At 64.8% G+C, this 21,429-nt stretch carries 18 protein-coding genes and 1 riboswitch; of the genes, 15 read left to right on the top strand and 3 right to left on the bottom strand.

Features of this window, described 5'->3' with window-relative positions:
- The first annotated feature begins 119 nt into the window (after positions 1 to 119).
- Positions 120 to 261: riboswitch (cobalamin riboswitch) on the top strand.
- A gap of 190 nt (positions 262 to 451) precedes the next feature.
- From JW929_05420 to JW929_05350, 15 genes are all read left to right on the top strand, one after another.
- Positions 452 to 1,378 (top strand): cobalamin-binding protein, encoded by a 927-nt coding sequence (locus tag JW929_05420; GenBank protein MBN1438834.1) that lies wholly within the window; start codon positions 452 to 454, stop codon positions 1,376 to 1,378.
- An 85-nt stretch (positions 1,379 to 1,463) separates the two neighbouring features.
- Complete coding sequence (locus tag JW929_05415) at positions 1,464 to 2,489, top strand: iron ABC transporter permease (GenBank protein MBN1438833.1); 1,026 nt, start codon at positions 1,464 to 1,466, stop codon at positions 2,487 to 2,489.
- Entirely contained in the window at positions 2,486 to 3,292 is an 807-nt protein-coding gene (locus tag JW929_05410; protein MBN1438832.1) for an ABC transporter ATP-binding protein, read from the top strand. Before JW929_05415 ends, JW929_05410 begins: the two co-directional genes overlap by 4 nt.
- Positions 3,279 to 3,830, top strand: coding sequence for a cob(I)yrinic acid a,c-diamide adenosyltransferase (gene cobO / locus JW929_05405; protein ID MBN1438831.1), 552 nt, complete (start codon positions 3,279 to 3,281; stop codon positions 3,828 to 3,830). The genes JW929_05410 and cobO overlap by 14 nt, the downstream gene beginning before the upstream one ends.
- A gap of 63 nt (positions 3,831 to 3,893) precedes the next feature.
- Positions 3,894 to 4,946, top strand: coding sequence for a nicotinate-nucleotide--dimethylbenzimidazole phosphoribosyltransferase (gene cobT / locus JW929_05400; protein MBN1438830.1), 1,053 nt, complete (start codon positions 3,894 to 3,896; stop codon positions 4,944 to 4,946).
- A complete protein-coding gene (gene cobS / locus JW929_05395) occupies positions 4,943 to 5,671 on the top strand; it encodes an adenosylcobinamide-GDP ribazoletransferase (protein MBN1438829.1) in 729 nt (242 codons plus the stop codon). The genes cobT and cobS overlap by 4 nt, the downstream gene beginning before the upstream one ends.
- Positions 5,668 to 6,594 carry a cobalamin biosynthesis protein CobD gene (gene cobD, locus JW929_05390; GenBank protein ID MBN1438828.1) on the top strand — a complete coding sequence of 309 codons (927 nt, stop codon included), beginning with the start codon at positions 5,668 to 5,670 and terminating at the stop codon, positions 6,592 to 6,594. Before cobS ends, cobD begins: the two co-directional genes overlap by 4 nt.
- A 2-nt stretch (positions 6,595 to 6,596) precedes the next feature.
- Positions 6,597 to 7,673: a threonine-phosphate decarboxylase gene (locus JW929_05385; protein MBN1438827.1), complete on the top strand. Its 1,077-nt coding sequence runs from the start codon at positions 6,597 to 6,599 to the stop codon at positions 7,671 to 7,673.
- Complete coding sequence (cobC, locus tag JW929_05380) at positions 7,663 to 8,280, top strand: alpha-ribazole phosphatase (GenBank protein MBN1438826.1); 618 nt, start codon at positions 7,663 to 7,665, stop codon at positions 8,278 to 8,280. Before JW929_05385 ends, cobC begins: the two co-directional genes overlap by 11 nt.
- Positions 8,270 to 9,775 carry a cobyric acid synthase gene (locus tag JW929_05375; protein ID MBN1438825.1) on the top strand — a complete coding sequence of 502 codons (1,506 nt, stop codon included), beginning with the start codon at positions 8,270 to 8,272 and terminating at the stop codon, positions 9,773 to 9,775. The genes cobC and JW929_05375 overlap by 11 nt, the downstream gene beginning before the upstream one ends.
- Positions 9,763 to 10,368, top strand: a complete 606-nt coding sequence (gene cobU / locus JW929_05370; GenBank protein ID MBN1438824.1) for a bifunctional adenosylcobinamide kinase/adenosylcobinamide-phosphate guanylyltransferase — start codon at positions 9,763 to 9,765, stop codon at positions 10,366 to 10,368. The genes JW929_05375 and cobU overlap by 13 nt, the downstream gene beginning before the upstream one ends.
- 483 nt (positions 10,369 to 10,851) lie before the next feature.
- A complete protein-coding gene (locus JW929_05365) occupies positions 10,852 to 11,841 on the top strand; it encodes a LytTR family transcriptional regulator DNA-binding domain-containing protein (protein MBN1438823.1) in 990 nt (329 codons plus the stop codon).
- A gap of 275 nt (positions 11,842 to 12,116) precedes the next feature.
- Positions 12,117 to 12,440, top strand: a complete 324-nt coding sequence (locus JW929_05360; GenBank protein ID MBN1438822.1) for a hypothetical protein — start codon at positions 12,117 to 12,119, stop codon at positions 12,438 to 12,440.
- A gap of 247 nt (positions 12,441 to 12,687) precedes the next feature.
- A complete protein-coding gene (locus tag JW929_05355) occupies positions 12,688 to 13,425 on the top strand; it encodes an ABC transporter ATP-binding protein (protein ID MBN1438821.1) in 738 nt (245 codons plus the stop codon).
- Positions 13,426 to 13,470: 45 nt separating this feature from the next.
- The gene (locus JW929_05350) at positions 13,471 to 15,777 is read left to right on the top strand and encodes an ABC transporter permease (GenBank protein MBN1438820.1); all 2,307 of its coding nucleotides are present in this window, start codon (positions 13,471 to 13,473) and stop codon (positions 15,775 to 15,777) included.
- Positions 15,778 to 16,126: 349 nt separating this feature from the next.
- Here the strand turns inward: JW929_05350 and JW929_05345 are convergent, their stop codons facing one another.
- The 3 genes from JW929_05345 to JW929_05335 all read right to left on the bottom strand — a co-directional run bounded on the left by JW929_05345 (position 16,127) and on the right by JW929_05335 (position 20,333).
- A complete protein-coding gene (locus JW929_05345) occupies positions 16,127 to 17,119 on the bottom strand; it encodes a hypothetical protein (protein MBN1438819.1) in 993 nt (330 codons plus the stop codon).
- A 282-nt stretch (positions 17,120 to 17,401) separates the two neighbouring features.
- The gene (locus JW929_05340) at positions 17,402 to 18,349 is read right to left on the bottom strand and encodes a hypothetical protein (GenBank protein MBN1438818.1); all 948 of its coding nucleotides are present in this window, start codon (positions 18,347 to 18,349) and stop codon (positions 17,402 to 17,404) included.
- A 355-nt stretch (positions 18,350 to 18,704) separates the two neighbouring features.
- Entirely contained in the window at positions 18,705 to 20,333 is a 1,629-nt protein-coding gene (locus JW929_05335; GenBank protein MBN1438817.1) for an ABC-F family ATP-binding cassette domain-containing protein, read from the bottom strand.
- Between the last annotated feature and the right edge of the window lie 1,096 nt (positions 20,334 to 21,429).

Raw genomic sequence — 21,429 nt, 5'->3', positions numbered from 1 at the left:
GCGGTTCGACCGCACGGCATGTTGCCGACGGAAAATCATCCGGTATTACATCCAATCCTATTCCGGGCATGAAGCCGATTGACAAAAACCGCGTTCCTTCATAGAATTCCCGTGGATTAACAACCGAATAACGTTGAGGTGACCCGCCGCCCGGAAGCCAGGGCATAAAGGTGGAAGCTGGTGCGAGTCCAGCGCTGTACCGCAACTGTGAGTCGGATCCTCCGACAAGCCAGGACGCCTGCCTCGACGATACTCGAAAACCCTTCTCGGATTAAGGAGGTGGAGTATGGCAGACCCGCAATCGCCAGACCCGTAACCCGACCGAAAGGCCGGGTTATTCTTTTTCATGGCAAGTTCGTTCCCTATTTTTCTTTTGGAGGTCTGGATGTTCCGAAAGATTGCATTGCCCATGTTTTTCGTATTCTCGCTTTGCCTGGCGGGATGCGCTCCCATGGCCGCTCCGACTCAGGCTCCACAACCCACCAATGCTCCCCCGACGGCCGAACCGTCTCCGACTCTCGAACCGACGGCCGAGCCCGTTTTTCCATTGACCTTCACCGACGGGGCGGGGCGCTCGGTTACCCTGAAAACCGCTCCCGCGCGGATCGTATCGCTGACCCCCTCCAACACCGAGATCCTCTTCGCGGTCGGCGCCGGCGGCATGGTCGTGGGAAACACTTCCTATTGCGACTACCCGCCCGAAGCCGCAGGGCTTCCGGCGGTGGGCGGTTTCACCGGCGAGTCGATCAGCGTGGAAACCATCGTATCGCTCGCTCCGGATCTGGTGTTGGCCAACGACACCCAGCAGGAAATCGTCATCGCCGCACTGGGGCAGGCGGGGATCGCCGTCGCCGCGCTCAAGGGCGCGTCCTTCGACGATGTCTACGCCAACATCGAGTTGGTCGGAAAAATCACCGGCCACGCCGGGGAAGCCGCCGCCGTGGTCGAGTGGATGAAGGCGCGCACAACGGCCGTGACCGAAGCCGTCTCCGCCGTCCCCGCCGCGGAGCGCCTGTCCGTGTTCTGGGAGGTCTGGGACGAGCCGCTGATGACCGCCGGGCCGGGCACCTTTGCCGGCCAAATGATCGGCCTGGCGGGCGGAGTCAACATCTTCGCTGAGTTGAGCGGGGATTATCCGACCGTCAGCGCCGAGGAAGTGGTCAAGCGCAATCCGGCGGTGATCATGGGGCCGGATTACCACGGCGATAAATTGACCGCCGAGCTCTTGGGATCCCGGCCCGGATGGGGGGAGATCGACGCGGTCGTCAACAACCGCGTGTACCTGATCGACGGGAACATCTGCTCGCGCCCGGGACCGCGCCTGGTGGACGCCTTGGAAGACGTCGCCGAAGCGTTGTACCCCGAGCTGTTCCATTGATCCATGGCTTTCCTCCACCGCAGAGGCGCGGGAAGTAAATCAGGATCCGCGCCTCTGCGGTGGAGCTTTCTTCGGATAGGATTGTATGAGTTCGCGCCGCTTTGCCTTCCTCTTGTTGTTGCTTGTCCTCGCCCTCGCCGCGGTGCTGGTGTTCAGCCTGGGCGTCGGCGCGGTGAATATTCCCCCGGAGCGGGTAGTCGATGTGCTCTTCCATCCGCAGAAGCCCGGTTTGAATCCCGCAGAGGTCGCCATCGTCCGCGATCTGCGCCTGGCGCGGGTCCTCCTGGCGGCGCTGGTCGGAGCCGGGCTGGCCGCGGCGGGCGCCGCCTTCCAAGCGCTGTTCCGCAACCCGCTGGCCGATCCGTACGTGATCGGCGCGTCGAGCGGCGCGGCCCTGGGGGCGACTCTAGCCATCACCCTCGGCTTGACGTGGAACCTGGCGGGCTTCGGTCCCACACCGCTCATGGCCTTCGCCGGTGCCCTGCTGGCGGTCCTGACCGTGTACCTGATCGCCGGCGGGGGCGGGAAAGCCACCGTGATCGGACTGCTCCTGGCGGGAGCGGCGTTGTCGACCGTGCTCTCCTCGGCCGTTTCGTTGCTGATGCTCACCCGCGAGGAGACTCTCCACGAGATCTTCGTCTGGCTGATGGGCGGTTTCAGCGGACGCAGTTGGCCTCACCTGTGGAGCGGCGCGCCCTACCTGGCGGCGGGGATCGCCGCCCTGTGGCTGTTGGCGCGTCCGCTGGATGCCCTTGCCTGCGGCGAGGAAACCGCCCAAACGGTCGGCCTCTCGCTGCCGCGCGCGCGCGGCGTGGTGGTCGCCGCCGCCAGTCTGGCGACCGCCGCCGCGGTGGCCTCCGGCGGGATCATCGGATTCGTCGGACTGGTCTCGCCGCACATCGCCCGGATGCTGTTCGGCGCCTCGCACGGGCGGCTGATCCCCGCCAGCGCGCTCACCGGCGCGCTGCTCACGCTTCTGGCCGATGACTTGGCGCGGGTGCTGCTCGCGCCGATGGAATTGCCGGTGGGCATCGTCACCTCGCTCCTCGGCGGCGCGTTCTTTCTCTTCCTGCTGAAGACGCGCCAGCAGGAACTGCGGAGGGGAGCATGACCGCGCTCGAACTGCGCGATCTTGCCTGCGCGTACGACCGCCGGACGGTGGTGGAACGGATTTCGCTCGAAGCTCGGCCCGGCCAGGTGTTGGCGCTGATCGGCCCGAACGGCGCGGGCAAGAGTACGCTGCTGCGGGCGATGGCCCGCTTGCTCAAGCCGGCACGCGGCAAAGTGATCCTCGCCGGACGCGAGCTCTGGGGTCTCTCGGCGCGCGAAACCGCCCGGCGTCTGGCCTTCGCGGCGCAGAAGGACGGCGATCCCTGGCCGGCGACGGTGATGCAGATCGTCTCCCTCGGGCGGGCGCCGCACCGCGGCTGGCTCCTTCCGCTCACCGGGCGCGACCGCCAAGCCTCCGAGGAAGCGCTTGCCCTGGTCGGGTTGGAGGGCATGGCGGACCGGCTGGCGACGGAGCTTTCCGGTGGCGAGCACCAGCGCATGGTCCTGGCCCGCGTCCTGGCCCAAGAGCCTTCCTTCTTATTGTTGGACGAGCCCACCTCGCATCTCGACTTGAAATACCAGACCGGCATCCTCGGTCTGGTCCACCGGCTGGCGCATCACAACGGGTTGGCGGTCGTCGTCAGCCTGCACGACCTGAACCTGGCCGCGGTCTACGCGGACCGGGTGGCGCTCCTGAGCGGCGGAACGCTGGACGCGCTGGGAACGCCGGCGGAGGTGCTCACTCCGGACCGCCTGACGCGGGCCTACGGCGTTCCTATTCTGGTCACCCGGCACCCGACCAGGGATTCCCTGTTCGTCACGCCGGATTTCGATTCGATGGAGGGTGCCGATGACGCAGAGTGAACCGAAAACCGGCCGCTCCGCGCAAGGGCGGGTTTTGGTGAACACCGGGGAGGGCAAGGGCAAAACCAGCGCCGCGGTCGGAGTCCTCCTGCGGGCGTGGGGCCGCGGGTTGCGCGTGTGCATGATCCAATTCATCAAGTCCGCCGATGTCGGCTCGGGCGAGGCGCAGGCCGCCGCCAAGCTGGGGATCGAGTGGCACATCAGCGGCGACGGCTACGTCTGGCCCGACAGGGATGCGGAGGGATCCAAGCGCTGCGCGGAACGGGGCTGGCAGACGGCGCGGGAAAAAATCTCCGGCGGGGAATACGATCTGGTCATCCTTGACGAGTTCACCTTTCCCCTGCATTTCGGCTGGCTGGATCCCGCCGGGGTTGTCGATTGGCTGGCGCGCAACAAGCCGCCGCGGATGCACCTGATCGTTACCGGCAGGTACGCCCCCGCGGCGCTGATCGAGTACGCCGATACCGTGACCGAGATGAAGCTCATCAAGCACGCCTACGATCAGGGGATCCAAGGGCAGCCGGGAATCGAATTTTAGGGAACCCTTGCCGACCCTAAGGGTCGGCAAGGGTTGGCCGCCGCGGAAGATGGAGAGAACGCCTTGTCGCTGGAGAACTTGATCGCAAAGATCCCGCCCTTCGACGCCGCCGCAGCGAAAGCAGCGGGCGCACGGCAGGACCGGCTGACCAAACCGCCGGGAAGCTTGGGCCGGCTGGAAGAGCTGGCGATTCAGCTCGCAGGCATCACCGGCGCCGAACTGCCCGTGATCCGGGATAAGGTTGTCATCGTCATGGCCGCGGATCACGGGGTTACGGACGAGAGAGTCAGCGCCTATCCGCGGGAGGTCACCGCGCAGATGGTGGCCAACTTCCTGCGGGGAGGCGCGGCGATCAACGTGCTGGCCAGCGCCGCCGGCGCCCGCGCGGTGTTCGTCGATATGGGCGTCGCCGCCGATATTCCCCCGCACGACCAACTGCAGAGCAGAAAGATCGCCCACGGAACGGCGAACATGGCGCTGGGTCCGGCGATGACGCACGGGCAGGCGTTGGAATCCGTCCTGGCCGGTGTGGAAGTGGTCGAAGCGGAAATCGCTCGCGGCGCAGACATCGTCGGCACGGGCGAGATGGGCATCGGCAACACGACCGCCGCCGCCGCAATCGCCTGCGTGTTGACGGGAGCGCCGCCAAGCAGGATCGTCGGGCGCGGCACGGGCATCGATGACGGGCGATTGAAGCGCAAGGCCGCCGCCGTCGAGCGGGCCCTATCGGTGAACAAACCCGACCCGCGCGACGGCCTGAACGTGCTTGCCAAAGTGGGAGGGTTCGAGATCGGCGGCCTGGCGGGCGTGATCCTGGGCGCGGCCGCCCGCCGAAAACCGGTGATGCTGGACGGATTCATCGCCACGGCGGCGGCTATGATCGCCGCCGCCATCGCCCCCGCGTGCCGGCCGTACCTGCTTTCGGCGCACCGAGCCGGGGAATCCGGGCACGGCAGGATGCTCGAGAGCCTCGGGTTGCTCCCTCTGCTCGACCTCAACCTGCGCCTCGGCGAAGGAACCGGCGCGGCACTCGGGATCGCACTGGCCGAAGCCGCCTGCCGTCTCCAGGCGGAGATGGCGACGTTCGACGAGGCGGGAATTTCCGGTAAGGCATGAAATACCTTCTGGCTGCGTTCCGTCTGCTGACCATATTTCCCGTCCCGGAGTACAGCCGGCCGCGAAATGGCGACTCCGGGCGCGCGGCGGTGTGGTTCCCCTTTGTCGGCCTGTGCTTGGGCGCGCTTGCCGCCGCGGTCTTTCTCCTGGCGGGCCGGTTCGGCCCGCCGCCGATGGCCGCCGCGCTCGCGCTTCTGGCGTGGGCCGTTATGACCGGCGGCTTGCACCTCGACGGGTTGGCCGATTGCTGCGACGGAATATTCCATCCCGGCGGCTCGGAACGCCGCCTTCAAATCATGAAGGATCCGCATCTCGGCGCCTTCGGTGCGGCGGGCCTCATGCTCCTTTTGTTGATGAAGTACTCGGCGCTGGTTTCCATCGCGCCGGAGCGGGCCCCCGCCGCGCTGATCCTCGCCGCCAGCCTGGGGCGCTGGTGCATCCTCCTTGCCGGTGTGACGCGGCCCGCCCGCGCCGATGGCATGGGAGCGGATCTGCACGCCGGGCTGAAGAAATCCACCCTGATCCTGGCCGCGCCGATCCCCCTCGCGGCGGCGGTCTGGCTGGGCGTTCCCGGCCTGCTGGCGCTCGGGGCGGGCCTGGCGGTTGGGTTAGCCGTACGGCGCATCGCGCGGAGGAACTTGGGCGGGGTCACCGGCGACGTCTTCGGCGCGGTCGTGGAAACCGTGGAAACCGCGGCGCTGACGGCGGCCGCGCTCACGCCATGAATCCGCCCGTCGTCATCGGTCTGCTCCTGGACTGGCTTCTCGGCGATCCGCTGAACCGGTTCCACCCGACCGCTTGGATGGGCGGATTAATCGCCGCCGCCGACCGGATCCGGCCTTACGGCCGGCCGGCGCTCGAGTTCATCGCCGGCATCGGGTTGACTCTGCTGGGAACGGCGCTCACCGGAATGATTGGGTGGGTGCTGACCGAATGGTTCGATTCCTTTCCCGCCCCGCTCGGGTGGCTGGCATCCGCAGTGATCCTAAAGGCATCCGTTTCGTTGCGCGGCTTGGACCGCGCCGCGGGCGAAGTGCAGATAGCCTTGGAATCGCGCAACCTGGCCGAAGCGCGCCGGAAATTATCCCGGCATCTGGTCAGCCGCGAAACCGCGCTGCTCGCGGAATCCCAGGCGGCGGGCGCGGCGGTCGAATCGGTCGCCGAAAACGCGTCCGACGGCGTCGTTGCTCCGATGTTCTTTTTCGCCGTCGGCGGGCTTCCGGCCGCGCTGGCCTACCGCTTCGTCAACACCGCCGACTCGATGCTCGGCTACCGCGATCCGCCGCGCGAGTGGTACGGGAAGTTTCCGGCGCGCCTGGACGACCTGTTGAACTTCATCCCCTCGCGCCTGACGGGCTTGCTGCTGACCGCCGCGGCGTTTCTCGCGCGCGAAAACGGCCCGCGGGCATGGCGGATCATGCGCCGCGATGCGCGACTCGCCGCCAGCCCGAACGCCGGCGTGCCGACGAGCGCGATGGCGGGTGCGCTGGGCGCGAGGCTCGAGAAGGCCGGACACTATTCGCTCGGAGGGGAATTCCCCTCCCCCTCGGCCGGCGAGATCCGTCGGGCGCGCCGACTCCTTCAAATCGCATCGATCCTGGCCGCCACCTTCCTGTTTCCGCTGCCCGCCGCGGGATGGTGGAAATAATCATGGATGTCCGTGCGCCGCGCGGCCCGGAGGAACACGGCGGGATCGACAGCGCCGAGCTCGAAGCGCTCGGCCTCCGGCCCGAATCCATCATCGATTTCAGCTCCAATGTCAACCCGTTCGGGCCGTTTCCGGGCGTCCGCGAGGCGCTGGAGACCGTCCGATTGGACCGGTACCCCGACCGGGAATCGCATGCCCTGCGCCGCGCGCTTGCCGCCCGGATCGGCGTGCCGCCCGATCAAATCCTCGCCGGCAACGGCGCGGCGGAGCTGATCGGCCTGGCGGCGTCCGCCTTCCTCCGGCCCGGCGACGAAGTCCTGATTCTCGCGCCGACGTTCTCCGAATACGAACGCGCTTCCCGGCGGATGGGCGCCCGTCCGCGCTTTTGGACCGCGTCGGCCGAGGACGGCTTCCGGCTGGATCCCTCCCTGTTGGCGAAAAAAAACGCCGCCACGGAGTATCGCGCCGTGTTCTTGTGCAATCCGAACAACCCCACCGGACAACTCCTCGCGGCGGAGGTTATCGCGGCCTGGGCGGAGGCGCATCCCGAAACGCTGTATGTCGTCGACGAGTCGTACCTCGCTTTCGTCCCCGGGATCGAATCCGTCCTGCGCCACCCGCACCGGAACGTCCTGGCGTTGCGCTCGATGACCAAGGATTACGCCCTCGCCGGATTGCGCCTGGGATACGCCGTCGGGGCGGAGGAAACCGTCCGGGCCATGGCCGCCGTCCGTCCGCCGTGGAACGTCAACGCCTTCGCCCAGGCGGCCGGATTGGCGGCGTTGGAGGAAGAGCAGTTCCTGCGCAGAACACTGGAACGATTGCAGGTGGAAAAAAACAATCTGCTTGCCGGGCTGGAAGGGCTCGGGTTTGCCCCCGTACCGTCGCGGACTCATTTCTTCCTTCTCCCCGTCGGGGACTCCGCGGCGTTCCGCGCCCGGCTCCTGCCGCGCGGGATCGCGGTGCGCAATTGCGCCTCCTTCGGCCTGCCCGAGAACGCGCGCCTCGCCACCCGGACCGGGGAGGAAAACGCCAGGCTGCTCGCCGCGCTGGCCGGGATGCCTCGCGATGAAGGCTGAGCCCCTGACGGTGTTCCTCGTCCGCCATGGGCGGACCGCCTGGAACCGGGAAGGCCGGTTCCAGGGATGGAGCGACGCGCCGCTCGACGACGAGGGGCTGGAGCAAGCCAAATTCCTCGGGCGCCGCCTGGCCGGCCGGCCGCTGGACGCCGTGTACTCCAGCGATTTGATCCGCGCCGCGGCGACCGCGCGGATCATCGCCGGCCGGCGCGGCTGCCCGCTCCGCGCCGATCCGCGCCTGCGGGAATTGTCGTTCGGCGATTGGGAGGGAAAGACCTTCGCCGAAATCGCCGAGAGTCATCCGGACCAATTCCGGGCGTGGCGCCGGGATCCGACGGCCAATGCGCCGCCCGGCGGCGAGACCCTGGCGCAACTCGCCGCCCGCACCGGGTCGGTTTGGGGAGATTTACGGGCGCTTCAATCGCCGCGGCATGTCGCCGTCGTCGCGCACGGAGGATCGCTCCAAATGCTCATCTGCATCGCGCTCGATCTCCCGCCGGAGCGGTACCGGCAGTTTCCGCTCCGTCCCGGGTCGCTCTCCGAACTCGCCGTGCATCCCGAGGGGGCGGTTCTGAACCGCCTGAACGAGGCGGCCGATGGCTGCTAAAACGCTCATGCTGCAGGGGGCCGGCTCCTCGGTCGGGAAGAGCCTGCTTTCCGCCGCGCTATGCCGCATCTACGCCCGCCGCGGGGTTCGGGTTGCGCCGTTCAAGGCTCAGAATATGTCGAACAACGCGGCCGTCTGCGCCGACGGGGGCGAGATCGGACGCGCCCAGGCGCTGCAGGCCGCGGCCGCCGGCCTGCCTCCTGCTACGGATATGAATCCTGTCTTGATCAAGCCGGAGGCGGATGCGCGTTCCCAAATCGTCCGGATGGGCAGGCCGTGGCGGACGCTCGCCGCGAAGGAGTACTATCGGGAAAAACTGATCTTGTGGGAGACCGTCCGCGCCGCTTTGGATCGGCTGCGCGAATCCTTCGAGCTGGTCGTCATCGAGGGAGCCGGCAGCCCGGCCGAATTGAACCTGCGGGAAGGCGACATCGTCAATATGGCCGTCGCCCGCTACGCCCGCTCCCCCGTCCTGCTTGCCGGCGACATCGACCGGGGCGGAATCTTCGCCCAACTCCTGGGTACGTTGTGGCTTCTCGAACCGGAAGATCGCGCGCTGGTGAAAGGTCTGCTGGTCAACAAGTTCCGCGGCGACCGTTCTCTGTTCGACGGGGGTGTCCGCGTTCTGGAGGAGCGGGGAGGCATTCCGGTCCTCGGCGTCGTCCCCTTTCTGCCCGCGCTTTCGCTTCCGGAGGAGGACGCCGTTGCGGTGGAGACGGACCGCGGAGGCTCGCCGGGCGGCGCGGAATGCGTCGAGATCGCCCTGATCGCCTTTCCGCGCATCGCCAACTTCGACGAGTTCGATCCGCTGCGCGCCGAAGCGGGCGTGCGCTTGCGGTATGTGAAAACCGCCGCGGAATTCGGAAACCCGCGGGCCGTCATCCTTCCGGGGACGAAGAGCACGATCGCCGACCTGGCCTGGATGCGCCGGAGCGGCCTGGCCGAGGCCGTTGTCCGGTTCGCCGCAAACGGCGGGGCGGTCGCCGGGATCTGCGGTGGATACCAAATGCTTGGCCGGATTATCCGCGATCCCGCGCATATGGAATCGAGCGCGGAGGAGGCGGCGGGCTTGGGATTGTTGCCGGCGGAAACGGTTTTTACCGGCGGGAAAGCGACGTTTCAATCCCGGGCGCAAGCAGCTTCCGGCCCCGGATGGCTGCAGTCGGTCGCGGGTGAACGGCTGGGGGGCTACGAGATACACTCCGGAGAAACCGCCGCCGCGGAGGGCGTCTGGCTGACGATCACGGAGAGGAACGGCGCGGCTGTCCGCATTCCGGCCGGAGCGGCCGATCCGCAAGGGCGCATTTGGGGCTGCTCTCCGCACGGCTTGTTCGGCAATCCGCGCTTCCGCCGCGGCTGGCTGCGCAGCCTGGGCTGGCGGGGAGCGGGGTCCGCGCTGTCCGCGAACGTCGAGCAAGGCTTGGAAGCCTTGGCCGATGCGGTGGAGGATGCGCTGGATATGGAACGCCTGGAGAAGATCCTATGGGAAAGCTGACCCTTATCCTGGGAGGCGCGCGCAGCGGAAAGAGCGCCCATGCCCGGCGGCTGGCGGAGGAACGCGGCGGGCGGGTTGTATACGTGGCCACCGCCGAAGCCGGCGACGACGACATGCGCGCGCGGATCCGGCGGCATCGGAGCGAGCGCCCGGCGGGGTGGACGACGCTCGAGATCCCGCGCGGCGTCGCGGAAGTTTTTACGAAGGATCCTCCGCAGGCCGATGTGATCGTTCTGGATTGCATCACCCTGCTGGTGAGCAACGCGATGCTGGCGGGAACGGAAAACGAGGATCCGCTGGACGAATCCGCCGCGGAAGGGCGGGTGGAGTCTGAACTAAACGGTTTGCTGCGCGTCGTCGAAAACGGATCCGCAGATTGGATCGTGGTCACCAACGAAGTTGGATCGGGGCTTGTCCCGCCCTACCCGGCGGGACGGCTGTACCGCGACCTGCTGGGGCGGGCCAACCAGCGGCTGGCGGCCCGGGCGGAAGAAGTTTATTGGATGGCGGCGGGTATTCCACTTCCGATCCATTCCTTCCGAAACGCGCCGTCCGCACCTTCCGCCGGCACCAGATCCCGCGCCTGTTCCTGAGCGACGGCCGGGCCTTCTATGAAGGCATAAGCGCCGCCGGCGGATCCGACAAGCGCATCCTCGGCGGCCCGGTTTGGCCGAGGGGCGAGGACCGGGTGAGCATGGTGTGGGATCCGCGGCAGGCGAACCACCAGACGGGCGATATCCTCGTTTGCCCGGGGACCGATCCCTCTTGGACTTCCCGCTCTCTGGACCATCGCACGACCGACCATAGACGATAGACCATCGGAAAACCGACGATAGACGATGGCCCCCCCCCCGACAAAGACATTTGTGGGCAGGCATCGACCATCGACCGTCGTCAATTGTTGAAATGCTTCCTATGCCCGCGGCCGCGAAAAAAAATTCGGACACGATATGAGGAACTCGGACGATCAGCGGCGATGGTCGATTGTCGATGATCGGGTCTTCAAACGGCCATGGTCCATCGTCCATGGTCGATGGTTGGATCTCGCCTTCGTCGGATATGGGTACAATGGTGGGATGATCGAGCTCCGCAACGTCCAGAAGGTCCTCGGCGGCAAGACCGTCCTCGACATCCCCGAGCTCGCCGTCGGCGCGGGCGAAACGGCGGGCGTGTTCGGGCTCGAGGACAGCGGCCGCGACGCGTTGTTCGCCCTGCTGATCGGCCGCATCCGCCCGACGCTCGGCACGGTCAGGCTCGGCGGAGCGGACCCCGCGCAGTCCCGGGAGCGGTTCAGCCGCCTCTCGGGAATCGTGTTCACCGAAGACGCGCTGTATAAAAACCTTTCCGCGCGCGCCAATCTGGAATTTCAAGCGGATTTATTCGGAACGCCGAAAGCCAGGATCGATGAGGTCCTGGCGCAGGTCGGGCTGGCGGACCAGGAATCGGTATCCGCCGGAAAATTGCCGCCGGGTTTACAGCGTCGGCTGGCCTTCGGGCGCGCCGTCCTTCACCGGCCGAAGGCGCTGGTCCTTGAGGAACTCTTTGCCCGCTGCGATGAAGCCACGATCATGCTCCTGGAAAGTTTGGTCCGGGCTGAGGCGGAGAGCGGAACCGCCGTCCTGCTGCTGTCGAGTACGTCCGCCCGGCTGGCACCGCTATGCTTCCGGATCTATAACCTCCAACAGGGGCGCCTGCTGGAAACCAAGTTCGAATCGGAGGATGCCGGACGCCGGGCCTTCAAACTGCCGGTAAAACTTGAAGATAAAGTCGTCCTGCTCAATCCCGTCGAAATCCTCTATGCCGACGCTGGCGAAGGCCGGATTTCCCTCGTCACCCCCGAGGGACGGTTGCCGACGCAGTACACGCTGGCCGATCTGGAAAACAAACTATCTCGCAGCGGCTTCTTCCGGGCCCACCGCAGCATCCTGGTGAATCTGCAGCACGTCAAGGAAGTGATTCCCTACACCCGCAACAGTTACAGCATCCGCCTGGACGATGCCGCGGGGACGAAAATCCCGCTGAGCAAGTCCGCGGCCGCGGAACTCAAGGCCTTTTTCGGCTATTAACCGCGTTCCATTCATCACCTGTTTTGCTTCATTCAACCTCTCCCAAGCGCCTTCGGGCGCTTTTTTGTTGCGGGTTATTGGGAAGATTTCTATATTGAAATCGCGGATTGCCTCCTCCTCTCTCCTCCCCCATTAGCGCAGCTAATGGGGGAGGAAGAAACCCGAAGCCTCCCTCGCAAGAAGACAGACGGGGGTAGACAAAAGCAGAATCCTCCCCCGTTTAGTGGTTTTCTAAACGGGGGAGGATAGAGGAGGGGGGAATAGGAGAAACGAAGATGGCCTACGAACCGAATTCGAACAAGCAGGCACGGAACGAGATGCAGGAAAACCGGCGCGCGGCGAATAGCGCCGTCTGGATCCCCGTCGGCACGGGGGCGGGTGTCGCTCTGGGGCTCGCTTTGGGGAATCTCGCCCTGGGCATCACCATCGGGGCGGGGATCGGCGTCGTGATCGGGATCGCCATGAGCGTCAGCCGCATGGGCGCGGAAATGGAAACCGCTGAAACCCCCGGCAGGCGGTGGATCTACGTGATCGCGGCGATCGGCGGGGTGGCGGTTCTGGTCGGCATGATCATCCTCTTCGAGTTGATTGCACGGTGATGCCCCCTCCCTTCCCTCCCCCGTCAGCTTGGCTGACGGGGGAGGAAGACAACCGAAGCCTCCCCCGCAAGAGAGCTGACGGGGGAGGAAGAAACCCGAAGCCTCCCCCACAAGCAAGCTGACGGGGGAGGAAGACAACTGAAGCCTCCCCCACAAGCAAGCTGACGGGGGAGGACAAAAGCAGAATCCTCCCCCGTTTAGTGGTTTTCTAAACGGGGGAGGATAGAGGAGGGGGAAGGAGAAAATCATGAACGCCATCGAAACGCACGAACTGAGCAGGGATTTCGGAACCGTGAAAGCGGTCGACCGGATCACGTTCTCCGCCGCGGCGGGCGAGCTCTTCGGCTTCCTCGGGCCCAACGGCGCGGGCAAGACGACCACCATCCGGATCCTCACCGGCCAACTGCGGCCGACCTCCGGGAGCGCGAAGGTGGCCGGATACGACGCGGTCACCGAACGGGCGGAGCTCAAGCGGCGGATCGGCGTCGTCTTCGAATACCAGAACCTCTACGAGCGGATGTCCGCGATCGAAAACCTGCACTTCATCGCCGACCTGTACGGCGCTTCCCGCAAGCGGGTCGCGCAGGTGCTGGAGCAGGTGGGGCTGGCGGAGCGGGCGTGTGAGCCGATCAAGCGCTTTTCCAACGGTATGAAACAGCGTCTGCTGATCGCGCGGGCGCTGATCCCCCGTCCGCAAGTGCTCTTCCTCGACGAGCCGACCCGCGGGCTGGATCCCGCTGTGGCGCGCGACGTCCGCTCGATTATCGCCGGCCTGGCCCGGAGCGGCACGACGGTCTTCCTCACCACACACTACATGGAGGAGGCCGACCGGCTCTGCGCGCGGGTGGCGATCCTCGACCGCGGGCGGATCGTCGCCATGGATGCGCCGGCCGCCCTTAAAGCCGCGCATGGCGGGCCGCAGGGGACCTTGGAGGACGTATTCCTCAAACTCACCGGATCCCCGATGCCCGTGGAACCGCAGTAATAGTGTTTTCTTTTCACAAATCGAAAGGGTATCATGGTTGCGGCGATGAAAAATATTCTGGAATATCTGCGGGTCGTCGGCGTGCTGGCCCGGAAGGACATCGTCCAGGGAATTAAGAACAGGAACATCCTGGTGCTGTTCTTCTCGGTCGCGTTCCTCATCCTCTTCTACAAAGCGCTTCCCTCGCTGTCCGCCGGCAAAAATCCGATCTCCGTTTTCATCTATGATGCCGGCAACTCCGCGTACACCGGCCGCCTGGAAGAAGCTTCGGGGTTGGAGGTGAGATCGGATTTTCCCTCCGAAGAGGAGATGAAGCGCCGTCTGGCGCTGGGCGATCGCCCGGAGCTCGGCCTGGTGATCCCGGCCGGCTTCGACGACATCGCGGCGGGGGGCGACGCGCCGCCCCTGCGCGGCATCGTCGCCTACTGGCTGAGCGGGGAAGAGGTCGCCGGGCTGAAGGCCGAAGTGGAAGAAGCGATCGCCGCCGTTTGGGGTACGGGCGTATCCATCGCGATCGACAAAAGCGTCGTCTATGGGCCGGTGGACGACGAGGGCGCCGGAACCCAGGCCGCGATGGCGCTGATCTTTTCGCTGACGATGATCGGGATCAGCCTGGTGCCGCACCTGATGTTTGACGAGAAGCAGGCTCGCACGCTCGACGTGCTGCTTGTCTCTCCGGCGAGCGCCACCCAGATAGCGGCGGGGAAGCTGCTGGCCGGCTTGTTCTACTCCGGCACGGTGGCTGCGCTGGCGGTGATCGTCAACCACAGCCTGATCGTCCATTGGGGGCTGTTTCTGGTTATTTTGGCGGTGTATGCGATATTTTGCGTGTCGATGGGGCTGATCCTCGGAACCGCGATGGAATCCCGGGCCCAATTCGCCGTCTGGGCCTGGCTGATCATCCTGCCGCTGTTCATGCCGGTCATCCTCTACCTGCTGCGCGAGTTGATCCCCGACGCGGTCATGCGCGTGCTGCCCGTTATCCCCTCCGTCACGGCGTATCTCGCGATGCGATACGTATTCGCCCAGCCGATCACGCTCGGCGCGCCCCTGCTGGGGCTGGGCTGGGTTATCGTTTGCACGGGAATCGAGCTTGCGGTCGTCTCCTGGCTGTTGCGGCGGAGGGATCGGGCGGACGAATCCAAGCTCAGGAAAAAGAACGGCGTTCCCCCCGCACAAGTACAGCCGGAGGAAGCATTCCGCCCGCCGGCGCGCACGACTCCGCAGGAAGATTCCGGGACGAAGAACGATGCGCCGGAATCTTCCTGCGGACGCGCTGCTCTGCGGATCACGGCGGCGATCGCGCTCAAGGACGTGCGCGAAGCATTCCGCAACCGGCTCATCTTTTCGGTGATGATCGGTACGGCGTTCCTGGCGGTCAACGGGAGCCTGTTGCCGGCGCTGATCAACCGGGGCAGCCCGCCGTCGGCGGTCGTCTTCGACGAGGGAAAATCGGCCGCTTTCCGAGAGGCGGTCGGGGAGATCGACGGCCGGCTGGTGGCGGCGGCATCGCGCGAGGATATGGAAATGCGGGTTGTGGAGGCCACCGGCATTTGGATCGGGTTCGTGCTCCCGGCTGATTTCGACGCGCTTGTGCAAAGCCGGGCCGAGATCCGGCTCGAAGCCTACGCCGCGCACTGGGCGGATCCGGAAAAAACCGCGCAGGATGCCGTCCATTTTTCCGAACAACTCAGCCTTGCCGCATCCACCGATGTGAAGATCACCATGGCCGAGGAGGGTTTGTATCCGTCGGCTGATTCCTCAGGGCGGCCGCTGATCAACCTGCTCACCCAGATCCTGATGCTGGCGGTGGTCGGATTCGCGATCGTGCCGCTGCTTTTCGTGGAGGAGAAGGAATCGCGCACGATGGACATCCTCAGGGTCTCCCCCGCAGGGTACGTGCAGATCTTGGTCGGCAAGCTGCTCGCCGGGATGACCTACGGCCTGTTTGTCGGGATCGTGATCGCGCTGATGAACCTTAAGCAGATCGTCCACTGGGACGTTCTGGCGTTGACCCTGTTCCTCGGTGCGCTGTTCGTGGTCTCGGTCGGAACGCTGGTCGGCGTGCTGGCGGATTCGCCGACCGCCGCGGCGTTCTGGGGCAGCCCGCTCTTCATTCTCGTGGTCCTCCCGTTGCTCTTCGAAACCTTCTTAGTCGGAGTCTGGCCGGCTTGGCTGACGGATCTGCTCTCCTGGTTTCCGACTTCCGTGATCATGCGCATGTTCCGGCTCGCGATCGCGGGCGAAGCGCCGGCGCAGATGGTGTGGCAGTCCGCCGCGGTGCTGGCGGCCGTCTCGGCGGTTTTCTACGCGTTGGCGGGATGGATCATGCGGAGGAAGCACGGCGTGTAGGATTCGACCGTCGACCATCGGCAATCGCAAAACCCCTCCCCTTTATCCCCTCCCCATCATGGGGAGGGGGAATTTTTTACCGTCAGCGGTTTTATGCAATCGCAACTCTCGGAAGCCGGACATGTTGAGGGTGTCGCCGGTAGGCAGGGGGCGGCTCGTGGCCGGGAAGGCACTAACCGGGCTGGCAACCTGCGCCGCAGCCGATCTTGCGGTAATCCTCTGGTAACTGCCGAAGATTGTCCATGTGAATTCGGAATGCCGGCGGCAATTACGGCTTGCTGTTTTTGGGAAACCGGTCCCTCCCCAACAGGAGAGGGGCCGGCGATAGCCGAAAGTCGATGGTCGTGTTTTATGCCCAGGTGACCCCGCCCATTCCCGGATGAACGTATAGACCGGCGGCGGGGAGGACGGCGCTGGTGCAGCGCGTAGCCTGGATCCCGTACGAACCGGCGCGCAGGGTGAAATCCCTCCGCTGTCCGGTAAGGATGGATCCGCCGCCATCTTCCGTGGCGTAGAGCTTGGTCCACGAGCCGCCCGGGGGAAGGATATCGATCCAGCAGATACTGAACGGGTGGTTATTCTGAATGTAGAAATCCACGTCGTTGGCGATCAGCTGGTAGCGATACGCTGGATCGGCGCCGATCGCCCGGTCGTGCTCCTCATACAGCGTCGACATCGCGCAATCATTAATCTGAACATCGTAATACCCTGCGAGGATGCTCACGCTGAATGTGCCGTTTATAATGATGACTCCGCTTAATCGGTTGGCACCCCAGGCGGTCTCCTCCTTCCCGCGGATGAAAACTGCACACAGGGTGATGAGAACCTGGTTCTCAATCACGTAGGTGACGGTCGGCAGGGGCGGGGTTTCGCGCACAGGCAGAGTCCCGGCCGGGCCGCTGATCGTCGAACTGCCGCCGAAGGCCCAGCATTCCGTTCCGTCGCCGGTGCGCGCGACGTAGTAATCCGGGATCTCGGGGACGGCGCGGGCGATCAGGGTGACGGTCTCGCCCTCGGCGATCCGGGCGACCCACTCATAGAGCTTCCAATCCGGTCCTTTCACGCAGCTGAGGTCCTGCCCGGCGGTCATCGTCACCGGCTCGGCGGTGAAGGTTGCGGTGAGCGACGAAGTGAAGGTGGCCATGAGAGTCTGGGCCGGCTCCTGGGTCGTGGTGGCCGAGGCATCTGCGGAGGTTTGGTTTTGGCCATCTCCGTCCGGGGTGGCGGTGACGACCACCACCTGGGGGGGGCCGGCGGGCGCGGCCGCCTCCAGGATGCACCCTCCGCTCAATAAGGCGGCGCTGATGAAGGCAATCGCGCGAAGGGTTTCCGGTGTTTTCATGGTTCCTCTCCTCTACGGGTGGGAGTCGGGTCGTTCACCTATTATGTATCAATGGACCCCGATTCGTATACGGTTTTTGGCTTGGAAAAACGAATTCTGGAGGGAATCTGGAGATTCTTATGAAGGATGGACCGGAGCCGGGAATTTTCCGGAAACGAGTCGTCCTGGGCCGCGCGGTCCGGCATGGCACCCTTCATGAAGCATCGCCCCGCCGGCGGCATGCGAATCGCCCTCCGGGCATCCGCCGCCATGGGCGACGAACCCTCCTCCTTGGTCCACGCTTCAGGAGATCGTCACGGTTACCCTGGCCGGCGAGATGGCGACGGCTTCGGCGGAGAAGATCAATTTGTAGTTTGTCTCATAACTTTCGTGCGCCCGGAAGTCGTACAGCCCGGCTTGCACCGTGAAGTGCATCGTTTTTCCGTCGCGCAGGGCGTCATCGTACATGCCGGTGATATCCTGCCAAGAATCCTCCCCGTGGCGGGAATACTGGATCCAGTAGACGTCTTTTCCGGATTGGTTGAGGATCGCGAACGTTACCAGCGCGTTGACTTTCACGATCCGCGATTGTTCCAGTGGCCCGATGGGCGTATTCTCCGCCTCGAACAATTTCCCGCCGAAGCAATCGGCGATCTGCACGTCGTAAAATCCCGACATCAGGACGAACCCGAAGGTCAAGCCGGGCGCGCCGGCTCCGGCGGGGAGCAGATTGGGTCCCCATTGTTTTCCGGGCGGCTGGCGAACGGTTACATCGCAGATTTTCAGGCCGGTCTGGTTCTCGACCTGGAAGTAGATCTCGTGCAGCGGCGGGGCCTCCAATTCCGGCAGTCCCCGGGGATCGCCGTCGATCCTGCCGCCGATGCTCGACGCCCAGCATTCCGTTCCGTCGCTTTTCCGGACGTAGTAGTAATCCGGCCAATCGGGCGTCGAGCGCGCGGTCAGGGTGACCGTCTCCCCCGGCTGGATCATGGCCACCATGTCGTACAGGATCCAGTGCGGACCTTTCGCGCAGTTCAACGGCTGGCCGGCGGTCATCGTGACCGGTTTGGAGGGCGTCGGATACGGGGTTTTGATCGCAGCCTCTGCCGCCCCAGGCGCAAACCCGGAGGCGACGGCGCTCTGAGCCGCGGAATCTTCCTTGGCCGCTGGCTGAGGCTTACAGGCGCTTCCGGCCAGCAGGATCATCAGGGGGAAGAACAGGCGTGCGGATCGATGTTTTCCATTTCTCATGGCGCCTCTCCATCGCAATCGTGGGTACCGGGTCTTTGGAATATTATGACTCCCTCTCGGCGCGGTGTCTACAAAATAGGAGTGGAGTACCTGGATCGGCCGGCCGCGGGACGGATATCTGATAAACCGAGGAAGTATCTTCTGACGATTGACCGTCGACCATCGTCGATTTTGTTCCCCGGTTGGGATTCCCTGTCGGTATGCTGAAGTGCCGAAGGCGGGAAGGTTTCGCCTGCCAACCGGTTTCATAGAATGGAGTCTGCGGGGTTTAGGAGGGATCGATAGGATCGGAGGCTCGACGATGGTCCATGGTCGATAGCCCATCGTCGGTTTTTCCATGGTCGATGGTCTGTTCCTATCCCAGCTTCCTGACGATCCCGTTGCCTACGGCCCAGACTTCGCCTGCCATCCGCTCGATGAAATACCGGTCGTGCACCGCGGCCAGGACGGTCCCCGGGAAGGCGCGCAACGCCTCTTCGAACCGCTCCCGGGAGGGGATATCGAGGTGGTTGATCGGCTCGTCGAGCAGGAGGAAGTTGCTGCCGCGGGCCGCCAGCAGCGCCAGCTGCAGCCGGGCGCGTTCGCCGTAGGAAAGCGAGCCGACCGGGGTGAAGACGTCGTCGCCGGAGAAGAGGAAGCAATGCAGGAAGCGGCGGGCGTCGGTCTCGTCGGCGGCGATCTCGGCCTGGACGGTTTGGAGCGCGTCCTTGCCCGGATCGAGTGTTTCCTGCTCCTGGGCTATGAATCCGATCCGCACGTTGGACCCGATCCGCACCCGGCCGGCGAGCGGCGGCAGCGCGCCAGCGATCGTCCGCAGTAGGGTCGTCTTGCCGCTGCCGTTGGCGCCGGTGATCACCGCCCGCGCGCCGCGCCACAGCTGGAGATTGACTCCCTCGAGGATAACGGTGTTGGAATACCCTGCAGAGAGGCTCTCGAGTGAAAGGACGAAGTTCCCGGAGGCGGCTGGCTCGAACTCCAGCTTCATCCCCCACTCCCAGCCGGGTTTTTCCACGCGGTTTTCGGCGAACAAGCGCTCGATCCGGCGCTCGATCTGCTTGGCGCGCTTCACCGTCCCCGCACCGCGGTTGGCGAAGAATCCGCGCGCGAATTTGTCCCCCGAATCCGCCTTGCCGCCTTTGCGGAAGCGGGCGATCCCCCGCAAATGGACTGCCGCGCTGCGCAGTTCGGCGATCTGCGCCTCCTGGTCGGAATACGCCTGCGCCAGGCGTGCGCGTTCGGCGGCTTTCGCCCAGCGGTAGGCGGAGTAGTTGCCCTCGTACTCCCGGATCGCGCGGGTCCGCTCGTCCAGTTCCAGGATCCGGGTGACCGCCCGGTCGAGGAAAGCCCGGTCGTGGGATACCACCAGTGCAACGCCGCGAAATCCGTTCAGCCACTTTTCGAGCCATTCGAGCATCGCCAGATCGAGGTAGTTGGTCGGTTCGTCGAGCAGCAGCAGCTGAGGATGCCCGAGCAGCACGCCGGCCAGCGCCAGGCGGGTCTTCTGCCCGCCGGAGAGGGTGGAGATTTTTTCCCCGGAAGGGATATGGTCCAAACCGAGCGCGGCCAGCGCGTCGATCGCCGCGCCGGATCCCTCGCCGGCGGCGGCGAGCCGACTGAGCGCCTGGTCGTAGGCCGTGTGCAGTGAGGTGTCACCCGGCAGCTGCGCCAAAGCCGCCGCCAGGCGTTCCACCTTGGCGGTGAGCCGGGGCAAGTCGCCTTGGGCGCGGTCCAGATACCCGGCGAGGGTCTCGTCGGGCGGAAGGACGAGCCCCTGCGGGAGGTATCCGATGCGCAGGGCGTTCGGCTTGCGGACGGAGCCGGAATCGGGGGAATCGATTCCGGCCAGGATCCGCAGCAGGGTGGTTTTTCCGCAGCCGTTGGGGCCGACCAGGCCCGCGCGCTCGCCCGGATTGAGGCTGAGGGTGACGCCGTCGAGGATGACGTTGTCGCCGTAGGTTTTTCGGATTTGAGTGGCGGTTAGCATATCGACCTGTGGTGAGAAAATAAAAACCGTGGGCAACGCTCCACGGCCGAGCCGCGCGAATCGTTCCGCCGCGGCGAAGGGGGAAGTGCCCGGAAAAATCGGTTTACAGGTCGCTGCCAGCCATGGGGAGGAATCCTTTCGATGATTCTCCGGAGAGTATACCACGGCGCGGGCGCAGGGAAACCGGGCGAGAGATCGAAGCCGGATTGTCTTGAGCGGCCTTCCCGCTTCAATGGAAAGCGAGAATTGACCCGGAGTGTGACGGACCGTTTCCGGAAATGGTAGGGGTATACTGGATACGGCATCCGGCGGATTCCCGCTGGGATTATCCACATGCCTCAGAGGATTAACATAAACCGGACATTTCCAATTTCCAATCGGTTTGTTGAAAAAGAAACGTATCTTCTCAGCCCGATTCAAGGATAGGAAGAATCGCCGAAAAACACGTGCCGATTTTCCTCCCCCCATCCCAGCTTTACAGTTGGATGGCTTCAGACAAATGCATCTCTTCATCCGCACAGGTTGGGTCGGGGAAACGGTCCCGGCGCGATTCCAGGAAAAATGACCGAACCTATTCCGAGGCACCTGGCCCGAGCGCCTGTCCCGAGCGCTTGTCCCGCGCGAAGCGAGGGAAAGCGAGGGAAGGACGAATGAGGGGGAGGTTGAGGAGATAATAGGAGTCATTCGATGCCGGAGAAAAATTTTTTCCACGGAGGACACGGAGGACACGGAGGGCACGGAAGAATCGGCGTCGCCGATGAATCATATTTCAACCATCCGATCAACGGTATATTGGGAGATCATAAACAATGACCCGTTGGAGAAAATTCCCCGGTCCTCTCAAAAGAGGTTCACAACCCGGCGAAGCCGGGCGCCGGTAAGGGTCCGGGGATTCGCCCCCGGGGAATCGGGAGGAATGGAAAAATCCCGCAGGTTGTTAGCTCTTAAAACCACTGCCTATGGCAGTGAGTATAGTGCAAAGGATCTGCCGATGGAGTAGTATTATGTTATCCATCCCATCCTGCCTCCCCCGTCCCTCGCCGACGCTCGGGAAACCCCCTCCTCCCTTCCCGTATTACGGGAAGGGAGGAGGGGG

Source organism: Anaerolineales bacterium (genome assembly GCA_016928575.1).
Taxonomy (GTDB): domain Bacteria; phylum Chloroflexota; class Anaerolineae; order Anaerolineales; family RBG-16-64-43; genus JAFGKK01.
The sequence above is the reverse complement of the archived record's forward strand: the minus strand, read 5'-3'. Positions and strand labels throughout refer to the sequence as shown.

Coding starts and splice junctions, on each gene's coding strand:
- JW929_05420 (MBN1438834.1), top strand. CDS start 452: ATGGCCGCTCCGACTCAGGCTCCACAACCCACCAATGCTCCCCCGACG.
- JW929_05415 (MBN1438833.1), top strand. CDS start 1,464: ATGAGTTCGCGCCGCTTTGCCTTCCTCTTGTTGTTGCTTGTCCTCGCC.
- JW929_05410 (MBN1438832.1), top strand. CDS start 2,486: ATGACCGCGCTCGAACTGCGCGATCTTGCCTGCGCGTACGACCGCCGG.
- cobO (MBN1438831.1), top strand. CDS start 3,279: ATGACGCAGAGTGAACCGAAAACCGGCCGCTCCGCGCAAGGGCGGGTT.
- cobS (MBN1438829.1), top strand. CDS start 4,943: ATGAAATACCTTCTGGCTGCGTTCCGTCTGCTGACCATATTTCCCGTC.
- cobD (MBN1438828.1), top strand. CDS start 5,668: ATGAATCCGCCCGTCGTCATCGGTCTGCTCCTGGACTGGCTTCTCGGC.
- JW929_05385 (MBN1438827.1), top strand. CDS start 6,597: ATGGATGTCCGTGCGCCGCGCGGCCCGGAGGAACACGGCGGGATCGAC.
- cobC (MBN1438826.1), top strand. CDS start 7,663: ATGAAGGCTGAGCCCCTGACGGTGTTCCTCGTCCGCCATGGGCGGACC.
- JW929_05375 (MBN1438825.1), top strand. CDS start 8,270: ATGGCTGCTAAAACGCTCATGCTGCAGGGGGCCGGCTCCTCGGTCGGG.
- cobU (MBN1438824.1), top strand. CDS start 9,763: ATGGGAAAGCTGACCCTTATCCTGGGAGGCGCGCGCAGCGGAAAGAGC.
- JW929_05365 (MBN1438823.1), top strand. CDS start 10,852: ATGATCGAGCTCCGCAACGTCCAGAAGGTCCTCGGCGGCAAGACCGTC.
- JW929_05360 (MBN1438822.1), top strand. CDS start 12,117: ATGGCCTACGAACCGAATTCGAACAAGCAGGCACGGAACGAGATGCAG.
- JW929_05355 (MBN1438821.1), top strand. CDS start 12,688: ATGAACGCCATCGAAACGCACGAACTGAGCAGGGATTTCGGAACCGTG.
- JW929_05350 (MBN1438820.1), top strand. CDS start 13,471: ATGAAAAATATTCTGGAATATCTGCGGGTCGTCGGCGTGCTGGCCCGG.
- JW929_05345 (MBN1438819.1), bottom strand. CDS start 17,119: ATGAAAACACCGGAAACCCTTCGCGCGATTGCCTTCATCAGCGCCGCC.
- JW929_05340 (MBN1438818.1), bottom strand. CDS start 18,349: ATGAGAAATGGAAAACATCGATCCGCACGCCTGTTCTTCCCCCTGATG.
- JW929_05335 (MBN1438817.1), bottom strand. CDS start 20,333: ATGCTAACCGCCACTCAAATCCGAAAAACCTACGGCGACAACGTCATC.